General features: G+C 66.8%; 19 protein-coding genes and 4 tRNA genes. 7 read left to right on the top strand and 16 right to left on the bottom strand.

Annotation, left to right across the window (positions count from 1 at the left end; genetic code table 11):
- Nucleotides 1–4: 4 nt before the first annotated feature.
- Genes BST13_RS25845 through BST13_RS25835 form a run of 3 tightly spaced genes read right to left on the bottom strand, consistent with a single transcriptional unit; the run spans nucleotide 5 to nucleotide 1,767 of the window.
- A complete protein-coding gene (locus BST13_RS25845) occupies nucleotides 5–532 on the bottom strand; it encodes a hypothetical protein (RefSeq protein ID WP_083166936.1) in 528 nt (175 codons plus the stop codon).
- A gap of 47 nt (nucleotides 533–579) precedes the next feature.
- A complete protein-coding gene (locus BST13_RS25840) occupies nucleotides 580–1,005 on the bottom strand; it encodes a PPOX class F420-dependent oxidoreductase (RefSeq protein WP_083166935.1) in 426 nt (141 codons plus the stop codon).
- A gap of 24 nt (nucleotides 1,006–1,029) precedes the next feature.
- A complete protein-coding gene (locus BST13_RS25835; protein WP_083166933.1) occupies nucleotides 1,030–1,767 on the bottom strand; it encodes a Clp protease N-terminal domain-containing protein in 738 nt (245 codons plus the stop codon).
- 161 nt (nucleotides 1,768–1,928) lie between these two features.
- Between BST13_RS25835 and BST13_RS25830 the strand changes: the two genes are divergently transcribed.
- Nucleotides 1,929–3,272 (top strand): sensor histidine kinase, encoded by a 1,344-nt coding sequence (locus BST13_RS25830; RefSeq protein WP_083167043.1) that lies wholly within the window; start codon nucleotides 1,929–1,931, stop codon nucleotides 3,270–3,272.
- Nucleotides 3,273–3,279: 7 nt separating this feature from the next.
- Here the strand turns inward: BST13_RS25830 and BST13_RS25825 are convergent, their stop codons facing one another.
- Nucleotides 3,280–3,945: a FadR/GntR family transcriptional regulator gene (locus tag BST13_RS25825; protein WP_083166932.1), complete on the bottom strand. Its 666-nt coding sequence runs from the start codon at nucleotides 3,943–3,945 to the stop codon at nucleotides 3,280–3,282.
- 47 nt (nucleotides 3,946–3,992) lie between these two features.
- Here BST13_RS25825 and BST13_RS25820 point away from each other — a divergent pair, with 47 nt between their 5' ends.
- Nucleotides 3,993–5,246 carry a CynX/NimT family MFS transporter gene (locus BST13_RS25820; protein ID WP_083166930.1) on the top strand — a complete coding sequence of 418 codons (1,254 nt, stop codon included), beginning with the start codon at nucleotides 3,993–3,995 and terminating at the stop codon, nucleotides 5,244–5,246.
- Nucleotides 5,247–5,471: 225 nt separating this feature from the next.
- On the top strand, nucleotides 5,472–6,521 hold the full coding sequence (locus BST13_RS25815; protein ID WP_083166929.1) for a 3-deoxy-7-phosphoheptulonate synthase: 1,050 nt from the start codon (nucleotides 5,472–5,474) through the stop codon (nucleotides 6,519–6,521).
- Nucleotides 6,522–6,699: 178 nt separating this feature from the next.
- On the opposite strand, the gene BST13_RS25810 is transcribed toward BST13_RS25815, so the two are convergent.
- From BST13_RS25810 to BST13_RS25780, 7 genes are all read right to left on the bottom strand, one after another.
- Entirely contained in the window at nucleotides 6,700–7,596 is an 897-nt protein-coding gene (locus BST13_RS25810) for an SDR family NAD(P)-dependent oxidoreductase (RefSeq protein WP_281254768.1), read from the bottom strand.
- A gap of 226 nt (nucleotides 7,597–7,822) precedes the next feature.
- Complete coding sequence (locus BST13_RS25805; protein ID WP_083166926.1) at nucleotides 7,823–9,286, bottom strand: PPE family protein; 1,464 nt, start codon at nucleotides 9,284–9,286, stop codon at nucleotides 7,823–7,825.
- Between the two features lie 82 nt (nucleotides 9,287–9,368).
- Nucleotides 9,369–10,028: a biliverdin-producing heme oxygenase gene (locus BST13_RS25800; protein WP_083166924.1), complete on the bottom strand. Its 660-nt coding sequence runs from the start codon at nucleotides 10,026–10,028 to the stop codon at nucleotides 9,369–9,371.
- Nucleotides 10,029–10,114: 86 nt separating this feature from the next.
- A complete protein-coding gene (locus BST13_RS25795) occupies nucleotides 10,115–10,681 on the bottom strand; it encodes a TetR/AcrR family transcriptional regulator (protein WP_083166923.1) in 567 nt (188 codons plus the stop codon).
- A gap of 160 nt (nucleotides 10,682–10,841) precedes the next feature.
- Nucleotides 10,842–10,916, bottom strand: a tRNA-Val gene (locus BST13_RS25790).
- A 13-nt stretch (nucleotides 10,917–10,929) separates the two neighbouring features.
- Nucleotides 10,930–11,003 (bottom strand) — tRNA-Cys (locus BST13_RS25785).
- 27 nt (nucleotides 11,004–11,030) lie between these two features.
- A tRNA-Gly gene (locus BST13_RS25780) sits at nucleotides 11,031–11,103 on the bottom strand.
- 416 nt (nucleotides 11,104–11,519) lie between these two features.
- On the opposite strand from BST13_RS25780, the gene BST13_RS25775 reads away from it, so the two are divergent.
- From BST13_RS25775 to BST13_RS25760, 4 genes are all read left to right on the top strand, one after another.
- Nucleotides 11,520–11,591: transfer RNA gene (locus BST13_RS25775), tRNA-Val, on the top strand.
- A gap of 122 nt (nucleotides 11,592–11,713) precedes the next feature.
- Nucleotides 11,714–12,364: a TetR/AcrR family transcriptional regulator gene (locus tag BST13_RS25770; RefSeq protein WP_083166921.1), complete on the top strand. Its 651-nt coding sequence runs from the start codon at nucleotides 11,714–11,716 to the stop codon at nucleotides 12,362–12,364.
- A gap of 285 nt (nucleotides 12,365–12,649) precedes the next feature.
- Nucleotides 12,650–13,744 (top strand): PE-PPE domain-containing protein, encoded by a 1,095-nt coding sequence (locus BST13_RS25765; protein ID WP_158087193.1) that lies wholly within the window; start codon nucleotides 12,650–12,652, stop codon nucleotides 13,742–13,744.
- Nucleotides 13,745–13,772: 28 nt separating this feature from the next.
- A complete protein-coding gene (locus BST13_RS25760; RefSeq protein WP_083166918.1) occupies nucleotides 13,773–14,594 on the top strand; it encodes a class I SAM-dependent methyltransferase in 822 nt (273 codons plus the stop codon).
- A 27-nt stretch (nucleotides 14,595–14,621) separates the two neighbouring features.
- Here the strand turns inward: BST13_RS25760 and BST13_RS25755 are convergent, their stop codons facing one another.
- The 5 genes from BST13_RS25755 to BST13_RS25735 form a co-directional block, all read right to left on the bottom strand.
- Nucleotides 14,622–15,434 (bottom strand): FadR/GntR family transcriptional regulator, encoded by an 813-nt coding sequence (locus BST13_RS25755; protein ID WP_083166917.1) that lies wholly within the window; start codon nucleotides 15,432–15,434, stop codon nucleotides 14,622–14,624.
- Entirely contained in the window at nucleotides 15,431–16,171 is a 741-nt protein-coding gene (locus BST13_RS25750) for a cache domain-containing protein (protein ID WP_142282834.1), read from the bottom strand. The genes BST13_RS25755 and BST13_RS25750 overlap by 4 nt, the downstream gene beginning before the upstream one ends.
- Before the next feature lie 101 nt (nucleotides 16,172–16,272).
- Nucleotides 16,273–17,907 (bottom strand): amino acid permease, encoded by a 1,635-nt coding sequence (locus BST13_RS25745; protein ID WP_083166914.1) that lies wholly within the window; start codon nucleotides 17,905–17,907, stop codon nucleotides 16,273–16,275.
- Between the two features lie 68 nt (nucleotides 17,908–17,975).
- Entirely contained in the window at nucleotides 17,976–19,247 is a 1,272-nt protein-coding gene (locus tag BST13_RS25740) for a D-arabinono-1,4-lactone oxidase (protein WP_083166912.1), read from the bottom strand.
- 18 nt (nucleotides 19,248–19,265) lie between these two features.
- Entirely contained in the window at nucleotides 19,266–20,804 is a 1,539-nt protein-coding gene (locus BST13_RS25735; RefSeq protein WP_245839799.1) for an aldehyde dehydrogenase family protein, read from the bottom strand.
- Nucleotides 20,805–20,858 lie beyond the last annotated feature (54 nt).

The following is a 20,858-nucleotide window of genomic DNA, read 5'->3' as shown; positions in this document are numbered from 1 at the left end:
GCGGTCACGGCAGCGGCGCGCCCGGCTGCCAGAGGTTCCACTGCGCCAGGTGCTTGCCGGTCTGCGGATTGATCAGCACGACGTTGGTGACCAACGCGCGGTAGACGTCCCAGTACACGTCGCCGTTGACGGTGGCCCCGGGCGGAGCGTTGCGCAACACGTTCTCCAGCGCGTCGGGTGCATCGGTGTGCTTGGACGTGTAGGCGTCCGCGTACGGCGTGACGCCGTCGAAGGTGAACGCAAGGGCCATGGCGTACGGGTTGGGCGCCTGGATGGTGGTGATGGTCACCGGTGCCCGCCACGGACTGCCCTGCGCGCGCCACCGGGGCGAGCCGTTCCAGCCCCAGCCGGGTGGGACATCGCTGGCGAGGACGTCGTGCACTGTGACGTCGGCGACGATGCCGTTGAAGTTCACGCGCAGGGTCTGCCCGATCTGGCCGATCGGCGTGTCCTCGGCGGCAGCGGCCGGTGCGGCGGCGAAAGCGGCGACAGTCGTCACGACCGAGAACAGGAGCGCAAGCCAGCGAGACATGCCAGGCATGATCGCACAGACTGGAACGTGTTACAGCGGGTTGGCGGTCAGGACGCCCAGGGGCCGACGCCGCCGACCTTGTCGATGCGGATCCGCGTCAGCCAGCCGGGCGGGGCGTCCGCCGGTGGGAACGCCGCATCCGGGGAGGCCAGGGTCTGCGCCAGCTCCGCGAGCAGTTCGGGCGCGCCGCCTTCGACGATGCGGGCGGTGCCAGTGATCGCGAGGTACGGGCGCATCACCTGGCCGACGTGACCGGGGTCGACGATCGTCAGCGCGACCCGCGGATCACGGCGGACGTTGCGCACCTTCTTGTGCTCGGCGAGGTGCGCGGTCACCAGCTCGTCGCCCTCGGGTGTGGACTGCAGCGCGACCCACACCAGGGTGACCTGCGGGCTGCCGTCCGGGTTCAGCGTGACGAGGGTGGCATCGGCGCCGGATCCGATGAGTTCACGTGCGGCATCGTTGAGCTTCACGCCCAGTGCTACGGCGGGGCGGCCTCATTCATTCCCGTTCTTCTTTATGAACGGCTCCAACGCCGCGGCCAGGTCGGTTTCCAACCGCTGTGGGTCCACGCCCAGCCGGTGCAGCGCACCGTCGTCGGGCTCCGCCTCGAACAACGCCAACAGGATGTGCTCGGTGCCGATGTAGTTGTGGCCCAAGCGAAGTGCCTGGCGGAAGGTCAGCTCGAGGGCCTTCTTGGCGGTGGCGCTGAACGGGATGAGGGCGGGCACCTCGGGAGCCCGTGGCGGCAGGGTGATGGCGCCACGGACCCCGTCGGCATCGACGCCCTGACCGGAGAGCAGTTTGGCGGCCAGCCCGTCGGGCTCGCTGAACAATGCGAGCAGCAGATGGTCGGCGGTGATCTCGGCGTTGCCCGCCCCGTGGGCGGCGTTCTGTGAGGCGACCACGACGTTGCGGGCCCGCGGGGTGAACCGGCCGAAGCCAGCGTTGGGGTCCAGTGCGGCCGGATCGAAGTCGGGGACTTTGGGGACGAAGCGTTTCTGGGCCGCCTGCTTGGTGACGCCCATGCACTTGCCGATGTCGGTCCAGGACGCTCCCGAGCGGCGGGCCTGGTCGACGAAGTGGCCGATGAGGTGATCGGAGATCTCGCCGAGGGCGTCGGCGGCGATGACGGCGTCGGTGAGCTGTTCGAGGGGTTCGGAATGCGCCTGCTTGATGGCGTGTATGAGGTCGTCGAGGCGGACGGGGTTGGTGATCTTGACGGGCTCGCTCATGGCGTCAACTCTAGGTTGACGATCGGTGTGCGTCAACCTCAGGTTGACGCGCGTGCGGTGTTGATGGATGGGTGAAGCGAGCCGGTGATCGGGCAAGATAAGCGCCGATGAACTTCGAAGACCGCGTGATCCAGCTGCTCCGGCCGATCCTTCGGCCGGTGATGCGGGTGTTGTCGCTGCGCAGCATCGTGATCGTCGCGGCGCTTTCCGTCGTGATCCTCGTCCTCACCCTCGGCACCTGGGTGTGGCTCGGCGTGACCAATGACCAGTACAGCCAGCTCGACCGGCGGCTGGATTCGCTGAGCAGCCTGGGCGATCTGAGCACGCTGTTGAACAGCCCCCGGCAGGCCGGGGACGACACGTCCGCGCCCGACGGCGGGGGACTGGTGCGCACCGCGCACATCGGCGGGGTCACCGTCTCGGTGCCCAGCAATATCGTGTTGCCGCAGTTGGACAACGGCTACGCCAACACCACGATCGACGGGGTCGAGTACCGGGTACGGACCTTCACCGCGGGGCCGGCGTCCATCGCTCTTGGTGCTCCGCTGGCCGAAACCCAGCGCCGCATCGACGAACTGCATCTGCGGGTGATCCTGATCTGTGCCGGAGTCATCGGAGGCACGGTCGTTGTCGGCTGGATGATCTCGTTGGTGATGATCACGCCGTTCCGGCTGCTCGCTCAGCAGGCCCGCGCCATCAACGCTCAGTCGAAGCCCGACGAGGTCCAGGTGCGCGGCGTGCGCGAGGCCGTGGAGATCGCCGAGGCCGTGGAGGGCATGCTCGACCGCATCGGCAACGAACAGGAACGCACGAAGGCCGCGCTGGAATCGGCCCGCGATTTCGCCGCAGTCGCGTCGCACGAACTGCGGACCCCGCTCACCGCCATGCGGACCAACCTCGAAGTCCTCTACACCCTGGACATGACCCCTGAACAGCGCCACGAGGTGATCGGCGACGTGATGCGCACCCAGAGCCGCATCGAGGCCACCCTCACGGCGCTGGAGCGGCTGGCGCAAGGCGAATTGACCACTGTCGAGGACTTCGTGCCCGTCGACGTCACCGAGCTGCTGGACCGTGCCGCGCACGACGCCCTGCGGGTCTATCCGGGGCTGCGGGCGACCCTGATGCCGTCTCCGACCGTGGTGATGCAAGGCATGCCTGCCGGCCTGCGGCTGGTGATCGACAACGCCATCGCCAACGCGGTCAAACATGGCGGAGCGACCGAAATCCGGCTCAGCGCAGTGCGTTCCGCCGACGACGTGCAGATCGTGGTCGACGACAACGGATCCGGGGTGCCGGAGGCGGAACGGGCCGAGGTGTTCGGGCGGTTCGCGCGGGGGACGACGGCCTCGCGCTCCGGCTCGGGGCTGGGGTTGGCGCTCGTTGCTCAGCAAGCTGAATTGCACGGTGGCACAGCGTCTTTGGAGGCCAGTCCGATCGGCGGGGCGCGGTTGCTGTTGCGGTTGCCGATCATTCATTCGCCCGCCGACGATTCGCCCTTCTGACCGGCTCTCAGCAGTCCTGAGCCGGCACCTGTGCCAGCAGCTCGTCGAGGAAACCGCTGGCCTCGTCGCCTGCGCGGTCGACCTCGCCCGCGGCGATGGCCTCGACCAGCCCGTCGTGTGGAATGGAGCGGGCGTGTGGGGTGCGACTCGTGGCGGCGACGCTGGCCAGGATGGCCTCGGTGAGCCCGCGGTAGAGCTCGATGAGCACGGTGTTGTGGGACGCGCGCACCACGGCGAGGTGGAATTCGGTATCCACGTGCGCGAAGTCGTCATCGGATGCGATGTCGCGACGATTCAGGAATGCGCGCAGCTCGGTCAGGTCTTGCTCAGTGCGGGCGGTCGCCGCCAGCCGGGCGCCTTCGACCTCCAGGCAACGCCGGACCTGCAGCACCTCCCGCAGCTCGGATCCGCAGAGTCTGCGCAGTGCGCCGGAAACCTCGCTGGTGGCGCGTACGTAGGTGCCATCGCCCTGGCGGACCTCGAAGATGCCGCTGTGGGCGAGGGCCCGGATCGCCTCGCGGACGGTGTTGCGGCCGACTCCCAGCGCCTCCACGAGCTCGGGTTCGGTGGGGATCTTCGTGTTGACCGGCCATTCTCCGGAGCTGACGGACGCGCGCAGCTGCTCGATCACCTGGTCAACCAGGCCGGTTCGCCGGGTTGTGACAAGCGGCACGTGAAAATCCTTTCATCCAATCATGGGATGTATGGCATCATAGCCGAGTGACTCAGAACGTGCAGAGCAATCCGCAACATACCTATGAGCACGATCTCGAACTCGAACTCGACGGCGCGGTGGAGCTTCGTCCAGCCGCGATGGCCGCAGGCGGAGCACTGCTGGTCGTCGCCGTGGTCCTCACGGCGCTGAACCTGCGGCCGGCGATCACCAGCGTCGGTCCGTTGCTGGGTGAGATGCGTGCAGCGCTGGGCGCGTCGGCCATCTGGGCCGGCGCCCTGACCACGCTGCCCGTGCTGTGTTTCGCCGCCGCCGGGATGGCCGCGCCGTGGCTGGCCCGCCGCGTCGGCCTCGGCAACGCGATATCGCTGGCGCTCGTTGTCCTCAGCGTCGGCCTGGTGGTGCGCGTGCTGGACGGCCAGTACGTCGTCATCGGCGGCACACTGGTCGCCAGCGCCGGAATCGCCCTGGTCAACGTGCTCATCCCGGTGGTCATCAAAGGCTCCTTCCCGGCCCAGATCGGCCTGATGACCGGCGTGTACACCGCGGCCCTGCAGGGTGGCGGGGCGCTGGGCTCGGCCATCACCCCGCCGCTGGAGCCGGTGCTCGGCGGGTGGCGCCCGGCCGTGGGTAGCTGGGTCTTGCTGGCCGTACTCGCGCTGCTGCTCTGGGTGCCCGCATCGCGGGCCATTCGCGGGGCACGCACTGCCGCCCCGACTGGTCAGAGCCGCGGTCGCTCTCTGTTGCGCAGCCCGCTGGCCTGGACCGTGACACTGTTCTTCGGCTGCCAGGCGTTTCTGGCCTACATCGTGATGGGCTGGCTGCCCGAGGTCTTCATCGACAACGGCGTCAGCAAGAGCGACGCCGGCCTGCTGCTGGGCCTGGTCTCGGTACTGGCCGTGCCGATCAGCCTGATCATCCCGCCACTGGCCGCGCGTCAGAAGAACCAGAGCGGATGGATCGTCGGACTCGGGGTGCTCGGTTTCATCGGCATGGTCGGTCTGCTCGTCGATCCGGCGTTCTCGCCGCTGCTGTGGAGCATCCTGGTCGGCATCGGGATGAGCGTGTTCTCGTTGGGGCTCACCGTGATTGCGCTGCGCGCCCGCAACGCCGAGGACACCGCCCGGTTGTCCGGGATGGTGCAGGGGCTGGGCTATCTGATCGCCTCGACGGGCCCCTTCCTGTTCGGCCTGCTGCACGAGACGACGGCGGGGTGGACGGTGCCGTGGATCATGGTGCTGGTGGTCTATTCGGTGCAGATGGTCGCCGGAGCGCTGGCCGGGCGTGATCGCTACGTCTGACGCGGCTGGCGACGGGTTCGGGTGGTCGTGTAGCCTGGCCGACGTGAACATCGGTGTATGCGTCGGCTATTGGCGCTTTATCAAGGCTCCGGGCGGAGCCGATAAAGCGCAGCGTTAAGCACGCATCCACCCGGAGCCCAGGCAGTGACCAAAGGTTGCTGCCTTTCGTCATTCAAGGGCGCCGGATGTTCTGAAGGTGCCCACCACCAGGAAGGCACCCCAACAATGACTTTCGCGCAGATCGTCACGCCGCCCGCCACATCGGACCGGCGGATCCGAAGTTTCAGCGCGATACCCAGCCCCCACGACGTGCTCACGGAGTTCCCCCTGGGTGCTCGGCGGGCCGAGAAGGTGGCCCGCGACCGCGACGAGATCGCCGCGATCCTGGCAGGCCACGACGACCGGCTTCTGGTCGTGGTGGGCCCGTGCTCGGTGCACGATCCGGCAGCGGCGCTCGAGTACGCCAGCCGCCTGGTCAAGGTGGCCGACGAACTCGGCGACCGGCTCAAGATCGTCATGCGCGTCTACTTCGAGAAGCCGCGTACGACGCTCGGCTGGAAGGGCCTGATCAACGATCCCGACATGGACGGCACCTTCGACGTCGCTCGCGGCCTGCGGGTGGCTCGCAAGCTGCTGCTGGACGTCATCGACATCGGGCTGCCGGTCGGATGCGAATTCCTCGAGCCCACCAGCCCGCAGTACATCGCCGATGCGGTGGCCTGGGGCGCGATCGGCGCCCGCACCACCGAATCCCAGGTGCACCGCCAGTTGGCATCCGGGCTTTCGATGCCGGTCGGGTTCAAGAACGGCACCGACGGCAACATTCAGGTCGCCGTGGAGGGCGTGAAAGCCGCTGCGGCCGAACATGTCTTCTTCGGGATGGACGACATGGGGCGCGGTGCGGTGGTGAGCACCGAGGGCAACGAAGACTGCCACGTGATCTTGCGCGGCGGCACCGACGGACCGAACTACGGAGCCGACTCCGTTGCCGCCGCAGCGGCCAAGCTCACCGCGGCAGGACTGCCTGGCCGCATCGTGATCGATTGCAGCCACGCCAATTCCGGCAAGGATCATGTGCGGCAGGCCGTCGTTGCCGGCGAGGTGGCGCAACTGGTTCGCGACGGTCTCCCGATCAGCGGGGTGATGCTGGAGAGCTTCCTCGTCGCCGGCGCCCAAGCGCCCGAGGCCCGTCCGTTGACCTACGGGCAATCCGTCACCGACAAGTGCATGGACTGGGACACAACCGATTCGGTGTTGCGAGAACTGGCTGGTTAGCAATAGGCCAAAGCTGACGGTTATCGGCGCGCTCTCAACAGGGTTCGGCACCACGCAATCGTTGCCCGTGGAAGCCGACTGTGATCGAACAACATTTGCGGCCGATGACGCGGTTATCGTCACGCTAAGTGCGTACCACGGCGAGTGCCGGGCGGCGCTGATTGTCCTGTCGTCGACGCTAGAGACGCCGAGGCTGGCTCAAACTCGGCCACTTCACGCCAGTAGCGTCCTCGGACAGTTGCCACAATTGTTCGGCGACAACGCGATCGGTCATTGCGGCGGTTGGTCTTTCCTGACGAGGTTCGCCTTTGGATCGAAGGAACCTCGGCCCCCAGAGCTGGCCCCCGTGGGCCTGGGGGTCAAGAACAGCCCGAACCGCTGACCATGCCGCCTTGTCTTTGCCCTGCGCGATCAGGGACAGGGGCCGTGCCCGCAACACCTGCGCTGTGGTCGCTACCGGCATCGGGGGGCGCTTGGGGCTCAGTGCGTCCAGCGCGCCACCTGGATGGGCGAGCAGGCTGGAGACCGACGATTGGCCGCGGCGAAGTCGGCGGTCGAGTTCGAAGGCGAAGATCGTCTGGGCAAGTTTGGATCGCTTGTAGGTCGCGAATCCGCGGTAGGGGGCCCGGCTCGATTCGAGGTCTGTGAGGTCCAGCGTCGCCCAGCGGGCCGCGTAACTGCTCATGGTGACAATCCGGCTGTCAAGTGTGTTCTGCAGCAGAGGGTAGATCTGTGCCGCGAATGCGAAGTGGCCAAGATGATTGGTGCCATAGACCAATTCATGGCCGTCGACAGTTTCGCGGCGAGTCTGCTGAGCGAGGACGCCGGCATTGAGGACGACACCGTCGAGCCGGTCGGCGAAGGTCGCCAGATGCCCGGCAGCGGCACGCACTGAACTCAAGTCGGCAAGATCGAGGCTTAGTGTGCTGAGCTGGGCCTGAGGCCAGGAGTGGCGAATGGCACGCTGTGCCAACTCGGCTTTCCCGGCGGTGCGGGCCGTGAGGATGACGTGCGCTCCAGTGCGGGCGAGTTGTTCGGCGATGAAATAGCCGATTCCGGACGTAGAGCCGGTCACAAGGTAAGTCCTACCTGCTGCGTGCGTCCGCGGAAGTTCGTGGCGTCTCATGTGAGCGGATTGTGCACGAGATTAATTGGACTTACGAGTCCAGAAAAGTGGACGGGCCACCTGCCCGGGTGCAGGGCGCCATGAGCGCTCTCCTTCCGAGTGCAGGGTATCTCAGACTGGCGGCCTAGGTGATCGCGACGGCTTTCCGACGTCACGGGGCACGTGCAACCCTGAGCTAGCTCCGGTCCTGATCGGCGTCCCAGCTACCCGGCATCATGGGAACCGTTGGGCTGCCGACGTTTTCATCCGCCAGACTGCTCAAGCCGGCCGGTGCTGCGGGTGTTGACCCGGTGATCGTGCCGGCGAAACCCATCGGCCCGGCTCCGGTGTGCGATGCCGTGGCAGCTTTCGCCTCCGGCGGTGGCGGTGTGGTGTTGTCCATTGTCATGAACTCGTGGCGGTAGCCGCGGTCCTGGGCTCCTGCGTTGCGCCGCTTACGATCCCGGTGTCGCTCCCGGTTGGCCGCCGCCACACCGGCCGACGCGGCAGCGGAGCTGCCCAGCGGCGCTGAGGCCGGGCTCGACGCGCCATGCCGGATGGACGGCCCGAAGCCCCATCCCGGCCCGTCGCCGCGGACCGCGTACCCGGCGCCTTCGCTGCCGGCCGGGATAGGGGCCGGCGCCGTCGGCGACGCCGGCGCGCCCCCGACCGGGGCGGTGCTGGAATTCGGGGCACCGCCCACAGCCGTAGACGACGGCGCCGTGAGCGCAACGGCATTCGGCTGATCGGCCGGCTGGGCGGTGACGGCTGCGGCTGGTTCGTCGACCGGCGTGTCGTACGTCTGCACGAGGCCGGACAGGCCGAGCGCGATCGGGACCGCCACCGAGGCCGCCGAGCCCATGATCGCCGCGTACAACGGAGTCCCCATGAGGGCGAACGTGGCGGCGTAGGCGAAGACGTAGAGCAGTGGCATCCAGGTGGTGATCGCGGTCGACGGGCTCGTCGCGAAGTCCACGATGATCTGGTAGATCGTGCCGACCGGATCGGTGACCAATTGTTTGAGCGCCCGGTACATGCTGAGGAAGTGCTCGGAGCCCGACAACCATTCTTCGATCGGGTCGTCGAACTGGAGGGCCGTCGCCGAGGCGCGGGCCACCGGGGGAGCGAGCAGCATCGGCGCCTCGGTGGTCGGCGGTGCCGCTGCGACAGCCGTTTCCGCGCCGGCCTGATACACCGTCATGGCTGTGGCGGCCTGGATCCACATCCGGACGTAGTCGGCCTCGTTGAGGGCGATGGGAATGGTGTTGACGCCGAAGAAGTTCGTCGCCACCAACGCGCTGTGCGTCGCGTGGTTCGCGGCCAACTCGGTCATCGTCGGAACGGCCGCCAGCGCCGCGCTGTACGACGCCGCGGCCGTCTCGGCCTGGGCGGCCACCGCGGCGGTGTTGGCGCTCGTCTGGCTCAGCCAGGCCGCATAGGGCGCATGTGCGGCGGCATATCGCTCGGCGCTCGGGCCTTGCCAGGCCCCGGCCTGCACGGTGCCCAGCACGGTCGTGAGTTCGGCTGCGGCCGAGGCGTACTCGCTACTCAAGGCATTCCACGCGGCCGAGGCTGCCAGCAGTGATCCAGCCCCCGGCCCACTGCTGATCAGCGTCGAGTGCACTTCGGGCGGCAGCGCCATCCATACCGGGGCGGTCATCGATCTCCTCTGCACATGTTTGGTTAGCTGATCTGAGTATTTTCTGGGTGCGCTGGTGTACCGATCGATCGGTGGCAAGCGCCTAGCGGCGGTAGTCGGCCAGGTTCGCGGTGAGCTCGTCGAACACCGCCTGATTGAGACTGAACGCCACCTTGACCTCGTCGACCACGCGATCGACGGCGTCATCGTCGAGGCTCAGCCCGTCGAGCCGGGAGCGGTAGGCGTCCTTGTACGGCTTGGCGCGCATCGGGAACGCATAGAACGCCAGACCGGCGCCGGCCAGATCGAAGCTGTGGTCGAGTATCCGGCCGATGGCCTGCCCGCCGGAAAGGTCGCCGAGATAGCGGGTGTAATGGTGAGCCACCACGGCGCCACCCCAATCCGCGGCGGCGAGCCTCGCGCAGTAGTCCCGTGTGGCGGGGGAGTCGACCTCACCCGCAGTGTGTGGCGCCCAGTGCTCCAGGTCCGCGTCGAGCGCCGCCAGCCGCTCCAATGCCGGGTCGTACACCGCGGTGACCAGTGGATCGTTGCGGCAGGCCCGCACAACGGTTTCCAGGGTGCAGTACACCGCACGCAACCGCAGCAGATAGTCCACGTAGCCCTGAGCGTTCACCCGTCCGCGCAGCAGCTCGGCCATGAACGACGAGTGCTCCGCGGCATCGTGTTCGGCCCGCGAGCCCTCGCGCATGGCGACTGAGAGCGATCGGTCGATCTCGGATGCGACGGTGGTGCTCGGCGGCATGCTGTGCTCCAGGTTTGGCGACAGGTTGTCAACATGATGTCGACAATGTGTCAGAAAAATAGCATCGCATGCCCGCGGGCGGGGGTCTACGTCCGCGCGCTCACCGCACGCAGAATGAAGCGCTCGATCGCGTCCGTCGGCAGATGCCGTGGCGCCAGGCACGCATGAATCAGCGATATGGTCGCGGACTCGTCATCGACCGCGAACCGGCCCGCGGCCACCCCGTCGGCCAAGATTTCGCGCAGCACATCTTCGACCGCCACCACGTGGTCCCGGATGGCCAGCATCGTGTGGGCTGACAGGGCGCCGTACAACTGGGGTCCGAACCCCATGTGGAATTGCTGACCGGCGTCGAGTTGGTGCCGGATGAACACCGCCAGCCGGTCGGCCGGATCGTCGACGTCGGCCAGCGCGGCGTGCAACCCGTCGAGGTAGCGACTCGTCTCGTGGGACGCGAACGCGACGACCACCGCCTCCTTGTCGGCGAAGTGATGGTAGATGGCCGTGCGCCCGATACCGGCTGCAGCGGCAAGCTTGGCCATGGTGATGGCGTCAAAACTGTGGTCGGCCATCAGCGTGGCAAAGGCATCAAAGACGCGCTGTTGGACCAGCTCGCGGTGCTCCTCTACGGAAGCGGCGGTGATCCTCGGCACACATCTGACTCTAACGTTTCGCCGATCAGTGACACGTGTGCGCCGCGAGCTTGGGTGGGTTTTTCGGGGGAGGCGCGAACCTGTTGGGCAACAGGAAGATTCGACGGTCCCCGGAGACGACGAAGGCCCGGCGAATGCCGGGCCTCATCTCTACCAATTGTGGTGCGCGATACTGGGATTGAACCAGTGACCTCTTCCGTGTCAGGGAAGCGCTCTCCCGCTGAGCTAATCGCGCGGGTTGAAACTGTTGGAGGTGGAGACGGGAATCGAACCCGCGTGCACGGCTTTGCAGGCCGTTGCCTCACCACTCGGCCACTCCACCGCTAGGGTTGATGCCACTGCACCTTCGAGCGGATGACGGGATTCGAACCCGCGACCCTCACCTTGGCAAGGTGATGCGCTACCAACTGCGCTACATCCGCGCGCCACGGGCGAGATCGTCGCCCGTCGCGATGCAGAACATTAGTGCACGGAGGCGCGCAGACACAAATCCCCATTACGGGAGGGAAAAGGCCGCCCAAAATCAGTGTTTCAGAATGGGTCGCGAGCCTCCGGTGAAAACCGAAAATCCGTGGGCCGTCACGGTGTCCTGCCGGAAGGCGGCGCTTGGGTGCGCTTGCGGCCTCGCTCGTCGCCAGTGCGTTCGGGACCGCGACCGGAGCTGTTGCACGATGGACTGGAGTGGTGTGAGTTAACTCACGTGGCAATCTGGGGCAGAGGTCGGTCATGAACGAGACTCGTCGGCCGCGTGTACGTCTGATCAACGGTTGACCGGGCCCGCTGAGGTGGCGATTCTGGTTACGCCGGGAAGCCGTGCTAATGTTCCACGTCGTTCCCCGGTCTCGTAGCTCAGTGGGAGAGCGTCCGCCTCACACGCGGAAGGTCGCTGGTTCGAACCCAGCCGGGACCACCCCTTTAGTTCATTCCAGTTCGGCCGACGGCCGAACGGCGTCCGCGGTCGATCACCATCGGATGACCAAACCGGTGATATAGCGTGGCGACGTCCAGCTATTCCACAATGAGAGCCCGAGCATGACCGACGAGCCGAACGTCGGCGCACCCGGCGGTCGGCGCACACAGGCCGAGCGCAGCGCGGCGACTCGAGCGCGGTTGCTCGACGCGACGATCGAATGCCTCATCACCTACGGCTACGCGGCTACCACGACGCCGAGGATCGCCAAGGTTGCCGGGCTGACTCGCGGCGCGCAGTTGCATCACTTCCGGGCCAAGTCCGACATGGTGGTGGCGGCCATCGAGCGTCTCGCGCAGTTGCGCGCCCAAGCCGTGATGGACGAGGTGGACCGGTTCGACCCGGGTGCTGACTTCTTCACGTCGCTGCTCGACTATCTCTGGGAACTGCATCAGGGCCCGTTGTTCGCGGCGACCGTCGAACTCTGGGTGGCGGGCCGCACCGACCGCGTGCTGGCAGGCGAGATCGAGAAGGTCGAGCCGATCGTGAACACCGCACTGGTCGCCGCCGCCGAACATGTCCTGCCTGCGGCAGCTGCGGCGTCAAAAGAATTGGGCGACTTCGTTTTCACGGCGATGGACACGCTGCGCGGGATTCTCATCGCCAGCTTCGTCGACGGCGATGCCGCCCGGGCGACGCGGCGATGGCGGCGGGCCTGCCGAGTCCTGGTGGCGGCTGCGCCGCGGGTGTTCGACGCTCCATCCGGCGCTTGACGGCCTACGCGGGCCGCAAGGAGATTCTGACGCATGAGCTCAATCCGTTGAATAGATGCAGCTGTGCATGTATCTTTTGACGGGGACGGCAAATAGTTTGCTGTAGCCCGGGAGGTCGGGGATATGACTCGGTTTGTGCTGCCTGCGTCCGGTTCCTCCTCGCCATGCTGCGCTGTGCGACTCGTCGATCAACACACCGTGACGAGGGCCGGTGTCGTCGTTTCCGCAGTATTTGCTTTCGCAACATTTGGGTCCATTACGGCGCAGGCCACCACGACGCTGTACGTGCCCGGAACCTCACCGTCTCCGCAGCCGGCCGGGACCGTGAGCCTGGCGTGGATGGGCCCGGCCGTCACGCAGTTCGCGAGCACCGCCTACCAAATCGGCTATCCGGCGTCGTTGTATCCGTTCGAGGGCACCGTCGCGCTGGATCCATCTGTCGCACAAGGAGTTATCGCCCTGGACGCGGCGATTCGTGCCGTCCCGCCGGGGCAGCCCATCCAGGTGATCGGCGTCTCGCAGGGCGATGTGGTCCTCAGCGTGGAGGAGCAGGCACTGCTCGCCAATCCACCTGCGAACACCGACATCACGTTCGTCCGGTTCGCGGACCCGACCAGCCCTACGGGCATCATGGGCCGCGACGCGGGCCTGCAGCTACCGGGCATCACCTTCGTCGCCGCCCCCGAAACGCCGTACAACACGGTGATCATCAACCGCCAGTACGACGGGATCGCCGACTGGCCGGCCAATCAGCTCAACATTCTCGCCGACGTCAACGCCATCCTGGGTGCGGTCTATCTGCACAACCAGGTCAATTACGGGGTGGACCTGAGCACGATTCCGGCCTCCGACATCACCACCACGACCAATTCGATGGGCGGGACGACCACGACGTACCTCATCCCGTACACGGGGTTGCTGCCGATCCTGCGCCCACTGCAGAGTCTCGGGGTCAACGAGCAACTGCTCGAGGCGGTCCAGGTTCCGCTCAAGCGGATCATCGACTCGGCGTACACGACGTCGACGTGGTCCCCGATTCACAAGGCGCTGGCGGCCGGTGGGCAGAGGGCGTTCCTGACCGGGCTGAACACCGCATCTCGGATCGCATCGGATATCGGTGTGGCACTGCAGAACTTCACTGTGCCCGCAGTCAACACCGCTGCCCCGCACACCAGCACGCCGGAGGAAACCCGCAAGGCGGAGACGCCCAAGACCCCCAAGCTTCAGACCCGGGGAGCAGACAGAGTCCGGAAAATCGTGGGCGCCGTGACGCGCCACCATGACACGGCCGGGAGTCCGCGGCTGTCAGCGCCGAAGTCGCAACATCTCGTGAACCTCCGGCGTTCGGTGCACCCGACGCGTGGTCTGGGTGCGAGGTGATCCTGGGCTCACGACCCATACTGGCGGCATGGAACTCGACCCACAGATCGCTGAGCACTACGCGCAGGGCGTCGAGGGTGACAGCCTCGCCACGTGGGGCCGTTTAGAAGCGACCCGGACGACCGAGCTGTTGCAGCGGTACCTTCCTGCCGCACCGGCAACGCTTCTCGATGTGGGCGGCGCCGAGGGTGCCTATGCGTTGCCGTTGGCGGCGGCGGGATATTCGGTGTATCTGGTCGACCCGGTCGAGGCTCACGTCGACGCCGCGCGGATGGCATCGCGACGGCAGTCGTCGGCCCCGCTCGCCGACGCGGTCGTGGGTGATGCGCGTGATCTCTCAGCCTTCGACTCCGATAGCGTCGATGCGGTGATGATGCTCGGCCCGCTATATCACCTGGTGAACCGGGCCGACCGGATGCGTGCACTGCACGAAGCGCGACGTGTGCTCCGTCCCGGCGGCCGCCTCATGGCCGCAGCGATATCCAGATTCGCGTCCACTGTCGACGGTCTGCGCACCAAGGCCGTCGCCGAGCCGGAGTTCGAGTCGATCGTCGTGGCCGACCTGCACACCGGTGTGCATCGCAACCCGCACGTCGAGACCAGGCCGGAGTGGTTCACATTGGCCTACTTTCACCGCCCGGACGAACTCGCCGACGAGGTGGCCGCGGCTGGCTTCGCAGGGGTGGACGTCCTGGCCATCGAGGGTCCGGTGCCCCTGGGAGACGAGGTGCTGTCGGACGCGACGACGCGGGCGGCCGCGTTGCGGGCGATCGCCCGCGTGGAACGCGAACCCGCGTTGTTGGGCGCCAGCCCGCATCTCATGGTCGTGGCGCAAGCGCCGCCGACCTGAGCCGAACGGCAGGCGAGGGAACCGGTTTCACGAGTCCGGTTCGCTCATCACGAGATCGAGGTGGGTGTTGATCATGGCTTCGGTCTCGTGCAGGCAATGCCGCAGCGCCGCCGCCTCGGCCGCGGTTTCGTCGCCGCGCACGATCGCCTCCAGGATCGCGGCGTGGTCGCGCTCGGCCTGCTCGAATTCGAAGAGCTGTCCCGCGGGGTCCGACGCCCACAGGAGCGGTGCCACTTCGCCCTGAACCTGCACGGTGGCCGTGGTGAGCCGATTGGACTGGGCGGCCACCGCGAGGCCGATGTGGAACCGACTGTCGGCCTTGCGGCGGTCTTGCGGGGTGGTGGCCGACCGGAAACTGTCGGCCAGGTTCTGCAGCCGAGTCTGATCGGCGTGGTCGGACCGGGCCGCGGCCAGCCGCGCGGCGGTGGTCGCGATGCTGTCCGACAGGTCGCCCAGGTCGCGCAGATCCTCGGTGCTGCGTTCGCGCAACCGGCGGCGGCGTTCCGCCTCGGTGACCACACCGGCGTCGCACACCACGCTGCCGCCACCGCGGCCGCGTCTGGTCTGGATGAAGCCCCGGTCGCGCAGGGACGCCAGGGCGGCCCGCAGGGTGAGCACGGCCACCCCGAACTGCGCCGCGAGTTCCCGTTCGGCGGGCAGCATTTCGCCGTAGCCGATGAGCCCCACGGCGATCGCGGTCTCCAGCTGGTGGGCGATTTGATCGGCACGGTCGGCGCCGTTGGCCTCGTTGGTGCGCAGTTGCGCGACGAGGGAGAACGAATTGCCGCGGGTCGCGTCGGAAGGCGTTGTGACGCCGGAAGGTTGGGCAGCCTGCGTCATGGCAGCGCCACGATCCGCCAGGGCAGGCGCTCGGGGTCCCGCGAGCGAACCGGCACGGAGTGCGCGATGCGTTCCGAATCGGCAAGCCGTAGCCGCGATCCGGTGACATGGCGGGCACTGTTGGACACCACGACGCGCTCGTTGGCGGCGAGCAGCACCACCTGATGGCGGCGGGTGTTCAAGGCCCGCAACATCAGTGCCTCCAGCCCGGGGATCGACAGGTCGGCACCGATGACCGCTGTGCCTCCGGACGCGGCTTTCAGGGGAATCCCCAAAGTGATTGTGCAGACGTCGATTCCGCCGACATCGATGTAGGGTCCGGTGGTGACGGGATGGCCTGCGGCGATGGGCGCGGTGAACCAATCGTGGGATTGGTAATCGTAGAAGCCGACGGCATCGGGGTTGAGGATGTGTTTGACGAAGTAGGAGTTGCCGTCGGCGTCACGGCGCCAGCACTCCAGCCACCGGGTCGCGTCGCTCAAGGTGTCCGACCCGAACGCCATGTCGAACCCTTCGAGCAGTGGCTGGTCGGCGGCGAGGAGTTCCTGCAGCAGCGGTCGCACCGATGCCAACGCGGCCCGGTCGGGAGTCCGGTGACGCTCGGCGAATCCGTCGATGATCTCGCTCACGCGCCGGTGCACGATCTCGACGAGTTCGAACAGCTCGTCCATGCGGGCTCCGACCACCCCTGCGACGCGATCCAGCAGCGCAGGCAGATCGTCTTCTGCTACAGCCATCGTGCTCACTCACCGTCCTCGTAGCCGCAGGCTAACATCAGCGACCCCGCCGGGACGGTGCCCGGCGGGGTGTGGCCGGCGGCGTCGTCAACGCCGGGCCCTCATTCCCACGGCCCGGCGGGAGCCTTAGCGGCGGCGGGTGCCTCGGGGTGCGACCCGTGGTGAGGGTGGTGACCGGGATGGTGTTCTTCGTATTCGATCTCCAGTTCGTCAGCCGATCCGACACCTGCCGGCAGATTGATGGTGCTGCGCGGACCGGTGTAGGTGTGCTTGACGCGCACCTGCCAGGCCAGCCGCAACGCGAGCAGGGTGCCGCCGACGACCAACGGCGTGTAGTTGAGGTACTTCCACTCGAAGCTCTCGTTCCACGGCACACCGCCCGACGACGTGGGCAGCATGGCGATGACGGTGGTGATCCCGATCTCGACGACGGCGATCGCGCACAGCCACTTGTACTTCCGGCCCAGATTCCAGCTGCCGGTCTTGAAGGCAGAACCCTTGCGCCAGCGCTGGTAGATCGGAATCGCGAAGGCCAGATAGAGCCCGACGACACCGATCGAGACAACGGCGTTGAAGGCCACCGGAACCGGAGCTCCGTTGACGTCGACCTCGACCAGCGCGGGCAGCGTCAGCACGACGGCCAGCACAGCGACCAGGGCCACGCTGTAGAGCGGGACGTTCCTGCTGTTCAATCGGGTCCAGAACCGGGCACCGGGGACAGCGCCGTCCCGGCTGAACGCGAACAGCATGCGGGTGGTCGAGGTCATGCACGCCATGGCGCAGAAGCATTGTCCGACAGTCGATATCACCAACACGATGCCGAGCCACGGGGCGCCCAGCGCTTGGTTCAGCACCGTCACCACCGAGCCGCCACCGGCACTGACCGCGGCGGGGTCCTGCACGGCGAACAGGAAGCTCAGCAGCAGGATCCAGCCGCCGATCGCCGAGTACAGGATGGCCTGCCAGATGCCCTTGGCCGCCGAACCCGCCGCGCCGACGGTCTCCTCCGACATGTGGCACGACGCGTCGTACCCGGTGACGGTGAACTGGGGCAGGATCATCGACAGCGGTAGCACCAGGAACAGGAACCCGAGGTTGGACGTGCTGCCGCCGAACATGCCGGTGTTGTTGATCCGCTGCGTGAAAACGTCAGAGACGCTGGCGTGGTGGTCGGGGATGAAGATCAGGATCGCGATGACCGCCGCGACGCCCACGACGTGCCACCACACCGAGATGCTGTTGAAGATGGCCAGCAGGTGGCTGGAGAAGATCGACAGCAGGGTGACGATGACGAGTACCCCGATGAAGATCAGGAACACCCGGGTCAGCGAATAGCCGGCGGCCCAGGTGGGGCTGTAGGCGGAGATCGTGATGTCGATGAAACTGGCCGCGCCGTAGGACACTGCGGCCACGATGGCCAGCAGGCCGAGGAAATCCAACCAGCCGGTGAAATAACTGGAGCGCAACGAGCCCAGTTTTGCGGCCCAGAAGTACATGCCGCCGGACGTGGGCATGGCCGAGACCAGTTCGCCCATGCACAGTCCCACGATGAGGATCAGCGCGCTGACAATCGGCCAGCCCCAGCTGATGGCCATCGGACCGCCATTGTTCCAGCCGATGAAGAAGCTGATGAACGGGCCGCTGAGGATCGAGATGACGGAGAAGGAGATGGCGAAGTTGTGAAAGCCCGACCACGAGCGGTCGAGCTCGGCTTTATAGCCGAGCTCGGCGAGCATTTCGTCGTCGGAGCTCTTGGGAGTGGACAATGGTGGTATTCCTTGGTTTTCGACGATGGGGGAACAGGTCAGCCGACGAGCTGACGCAGGCTGTCGTTGAGGAAGACGCCGTTGGGATCGAATTCGCGGCGCACGGCGACGAACTTGTCGTATTCGGGGTACTGCTTCTCGATACGGTCGCGGGTCAGGAAGTGCAGCTTGCCCCAATGCTGGCGGGCGTCGAAGTCTTCGAGCAGGGCGTCGACGTCGCGCAGGTATGGCCAGTAGTCGGTGCCCGGATGTCCCGAGACCGACAGCACGTTGGTCTCGCGCTTGTAGAAGGGGGAGAGGTAGCCGTCTTCGGGGCCGACCCATCGAACTTCGATCGGGTACAGCTCATTCGGGTACTTCGTGAGGATCAGCTGCTGCAGTGCCTCGATGGCTTCGAGGCTGTGTTCGGCCGGCACGTAGTACTCGAGCTCGTGGAACGGCAGCGTCATACCGCCCATGTCGTAGATCCGGTAGGACCGGTCGACCCGGGCGCCGGGTATGGTGCTGATGCCGTCGGGCTCGGCGATCTCGACCTCACGGTAGATCTTCTGGTACGCGCGGTTGGTCATGGGAAGCCCCTCCGGACAGGGCAATTCGTAGAGTGCGGGCGACTCTTCGGTCTGGCACCACAGGAACGAGTAGTGCCGCAGGTTGGCGACGTTGTCGGCGAGGTTCGCCTTGATCTCGTCCCAGTGGGGGTAACTGACCTCCTCGGCGAGGTGGTAGCGCGGCGAGGCCTCCAACTCGACCTCGGTCATGATGCCGAGCGTGCCGAGCGCAACCTGGGCGGCCAGCAGCTTGTTCAGGTCGTCCTCGCCGACCTCGACGATCTCCCCGTGGCCGTTGACAATTCGGGCCCAGCGCAATCGGCCGGAGAAGCTGGTCTGCCGGATTCCGGACCCGTGGGTCGCCGTGGCCAGCGCGCCGGAGATCGACTGCTCGATGATGTCGCCCTGGTTGGTCAGCGACAGTCCGCGCTCCCACAACGGATCACCGATGTCCTTTATGCGGGTGCCGCCGCGCAGCCGGACCCGGTTGCGGGCGACGTCGACGTCGGTCACCCCGGTCAGGGCGTCGGTGTTGATCAGCATGCCGCCCGTGGTGACGATCGGGGTGAACGAGTGGCCGGCTCCGACCGCCCGGACCGGCAGGTTCTGTTTGATCGCGAACCGGACGGCGTCGAGCACCTCCTGCTCGTCGCGTGGCGAGACGGTGAAAGCGGGTGTGCACGTCTGGTTTCCACCCCAGTTCGTCCACGGCTGGTAGGTGGCGTAGCTGATCGGCGGAACGGCGTAGTTGTGGGTGGGCATCGCGTTTTACCTTCCGAATCAGCGGCCGTGGTTGTGCATGACGTGCTTGGTGCGCGAGTAGTCGTCGAGCGCGTAGATCGACAGGTCGCGCCCGTATCCGGAGCCCTTGAAGCCGCCCCAGGGCGCTTCGGTGGCCAGCACCAGATGGGAGTTGACCCATACGGTGCCCGCGTCGAGCTTGCCGGCGATGTCATGGCTGCGCTTGGCGTTCTCGGTGAACACCGAGGCCGACAGTCCATATGCCGTGGCGTTGGCGCGGGTGACGGCCTCGTCTTCGTCGCTGAAGGTCTCGACGGTCACCACGGGACCGAAGATCTCCTCGCGCGCGGCTTCCGCGTCGCTGTCGAGGCCGACCAGCACGGTCGGCGCGATGAAGAAGCCGGGGCCGGCGAGGGCCGAACCGCCCACGGCCGCACGGATACCCGCGTCCTTGGCCCGTTCGAGGTAACCGCGGACCCGGTCGAAGTGGGGGCGCGAGACCAGCGGGCCGATCTCGACGTCGTCACCGGCGCCGGGTTCCCCGACCGTGAACGAGCTGACCTCCTTGACCAGATGCTCGACGAATGCGTCGGCGACCGACTCGTGCACCAGCACGCGGCATCCGGCACCGCACTCCTGCCCGGAGTTCCAGTAGCCGGCGGCGCGGATCGAGGACGCCGCCGCGGGTAGGTCGGCGTCCTCGAAGATGACGACTGGCGCCTTGCCGCCGAGTTCGAGATGCACGCGCTTGAGCGACTCTGCGGCGGCCCGCGCGACGGCCTTGCCGCTGTTGACCGACCCGGTCAACGCGATCATGTCGATGCCGGGGTGCTCGGCCAGTGCGGCGCCCACGACGGGGCCCGTGCCGGTGACGATGTTGAGCACGCCGGCGGGGAGCAGGTCGGCGACCAGTTCGGCGAACTTGCACGTGGTCAGCGGCGTGATCTCGGATGGCTTGAGCACCAGGCTGTTTCCCGCCGCCAGGATCGGGGCGATCTTCCACGCCGCCATCAGCAGTGGGTAGTTCCACGGCGTGACCACGCCGATCACACCGAGCGGCTCGCGGACGATCACCGAGAGATGGTCGGCGGCGTAGTTGCCTGCAGCCTGCGACGTGATGGCCCGCGCCGCACCGGCGAAGAACCGGAAGGTGTCGATGGTGCTCGCCACGTCGTCGCGGGCCACCTCGAAGGGCTTACCGGTGTTGGCCGATTCCAGGTTGACCAGCAGGTCGTGGTGCTCGGCGACGCGGTCGGCGATCTGCAGCAGGATCAGCGAACGTTCTTTGGGGGTGAGCGCTCCCCACGCGGGCTGGGCTGCGCGCGCTGCGGTGGCGGCCACCGCGACGTCGGCGGCGGTGCCGTCGGGCACCTGCGCGAGCACGGTCTCGTGGCACGGGTCGACCACGTCGAGGGTGGCCTCAGAGGTGCTCGGGCGGAATGCGCCGTCGATGAACTGCCCAGCCGGTGGCAGATCGCCGGCACTGATCAAAGGTGCTGATTCGGGGTTGCGGCGGACGGTCACGGGCGTGGCTTCTGGCAGGACGGTCATGTGGATGCCTTCGATCGATTGATTCATTTCTAAAGGTTTAGTAGTGAATGTTTACGCTGTGGCGTGGCTCACGTCAAGAGC

Origin of the sequence: Mycobacterium aquaticum (genome assembly GCF_002086485.1) — a bacterium.
GTDB classification, from domain to species: Bacteria; Actinomycetota; Actinomycetes; order Mycobacteriales; family Mycobacteriaceae; genus Mycobacterium; species Mycobacterium aquaticum.
This window is presented reverse-complemented; position numbering and strand designations above follow the sequence as displayed.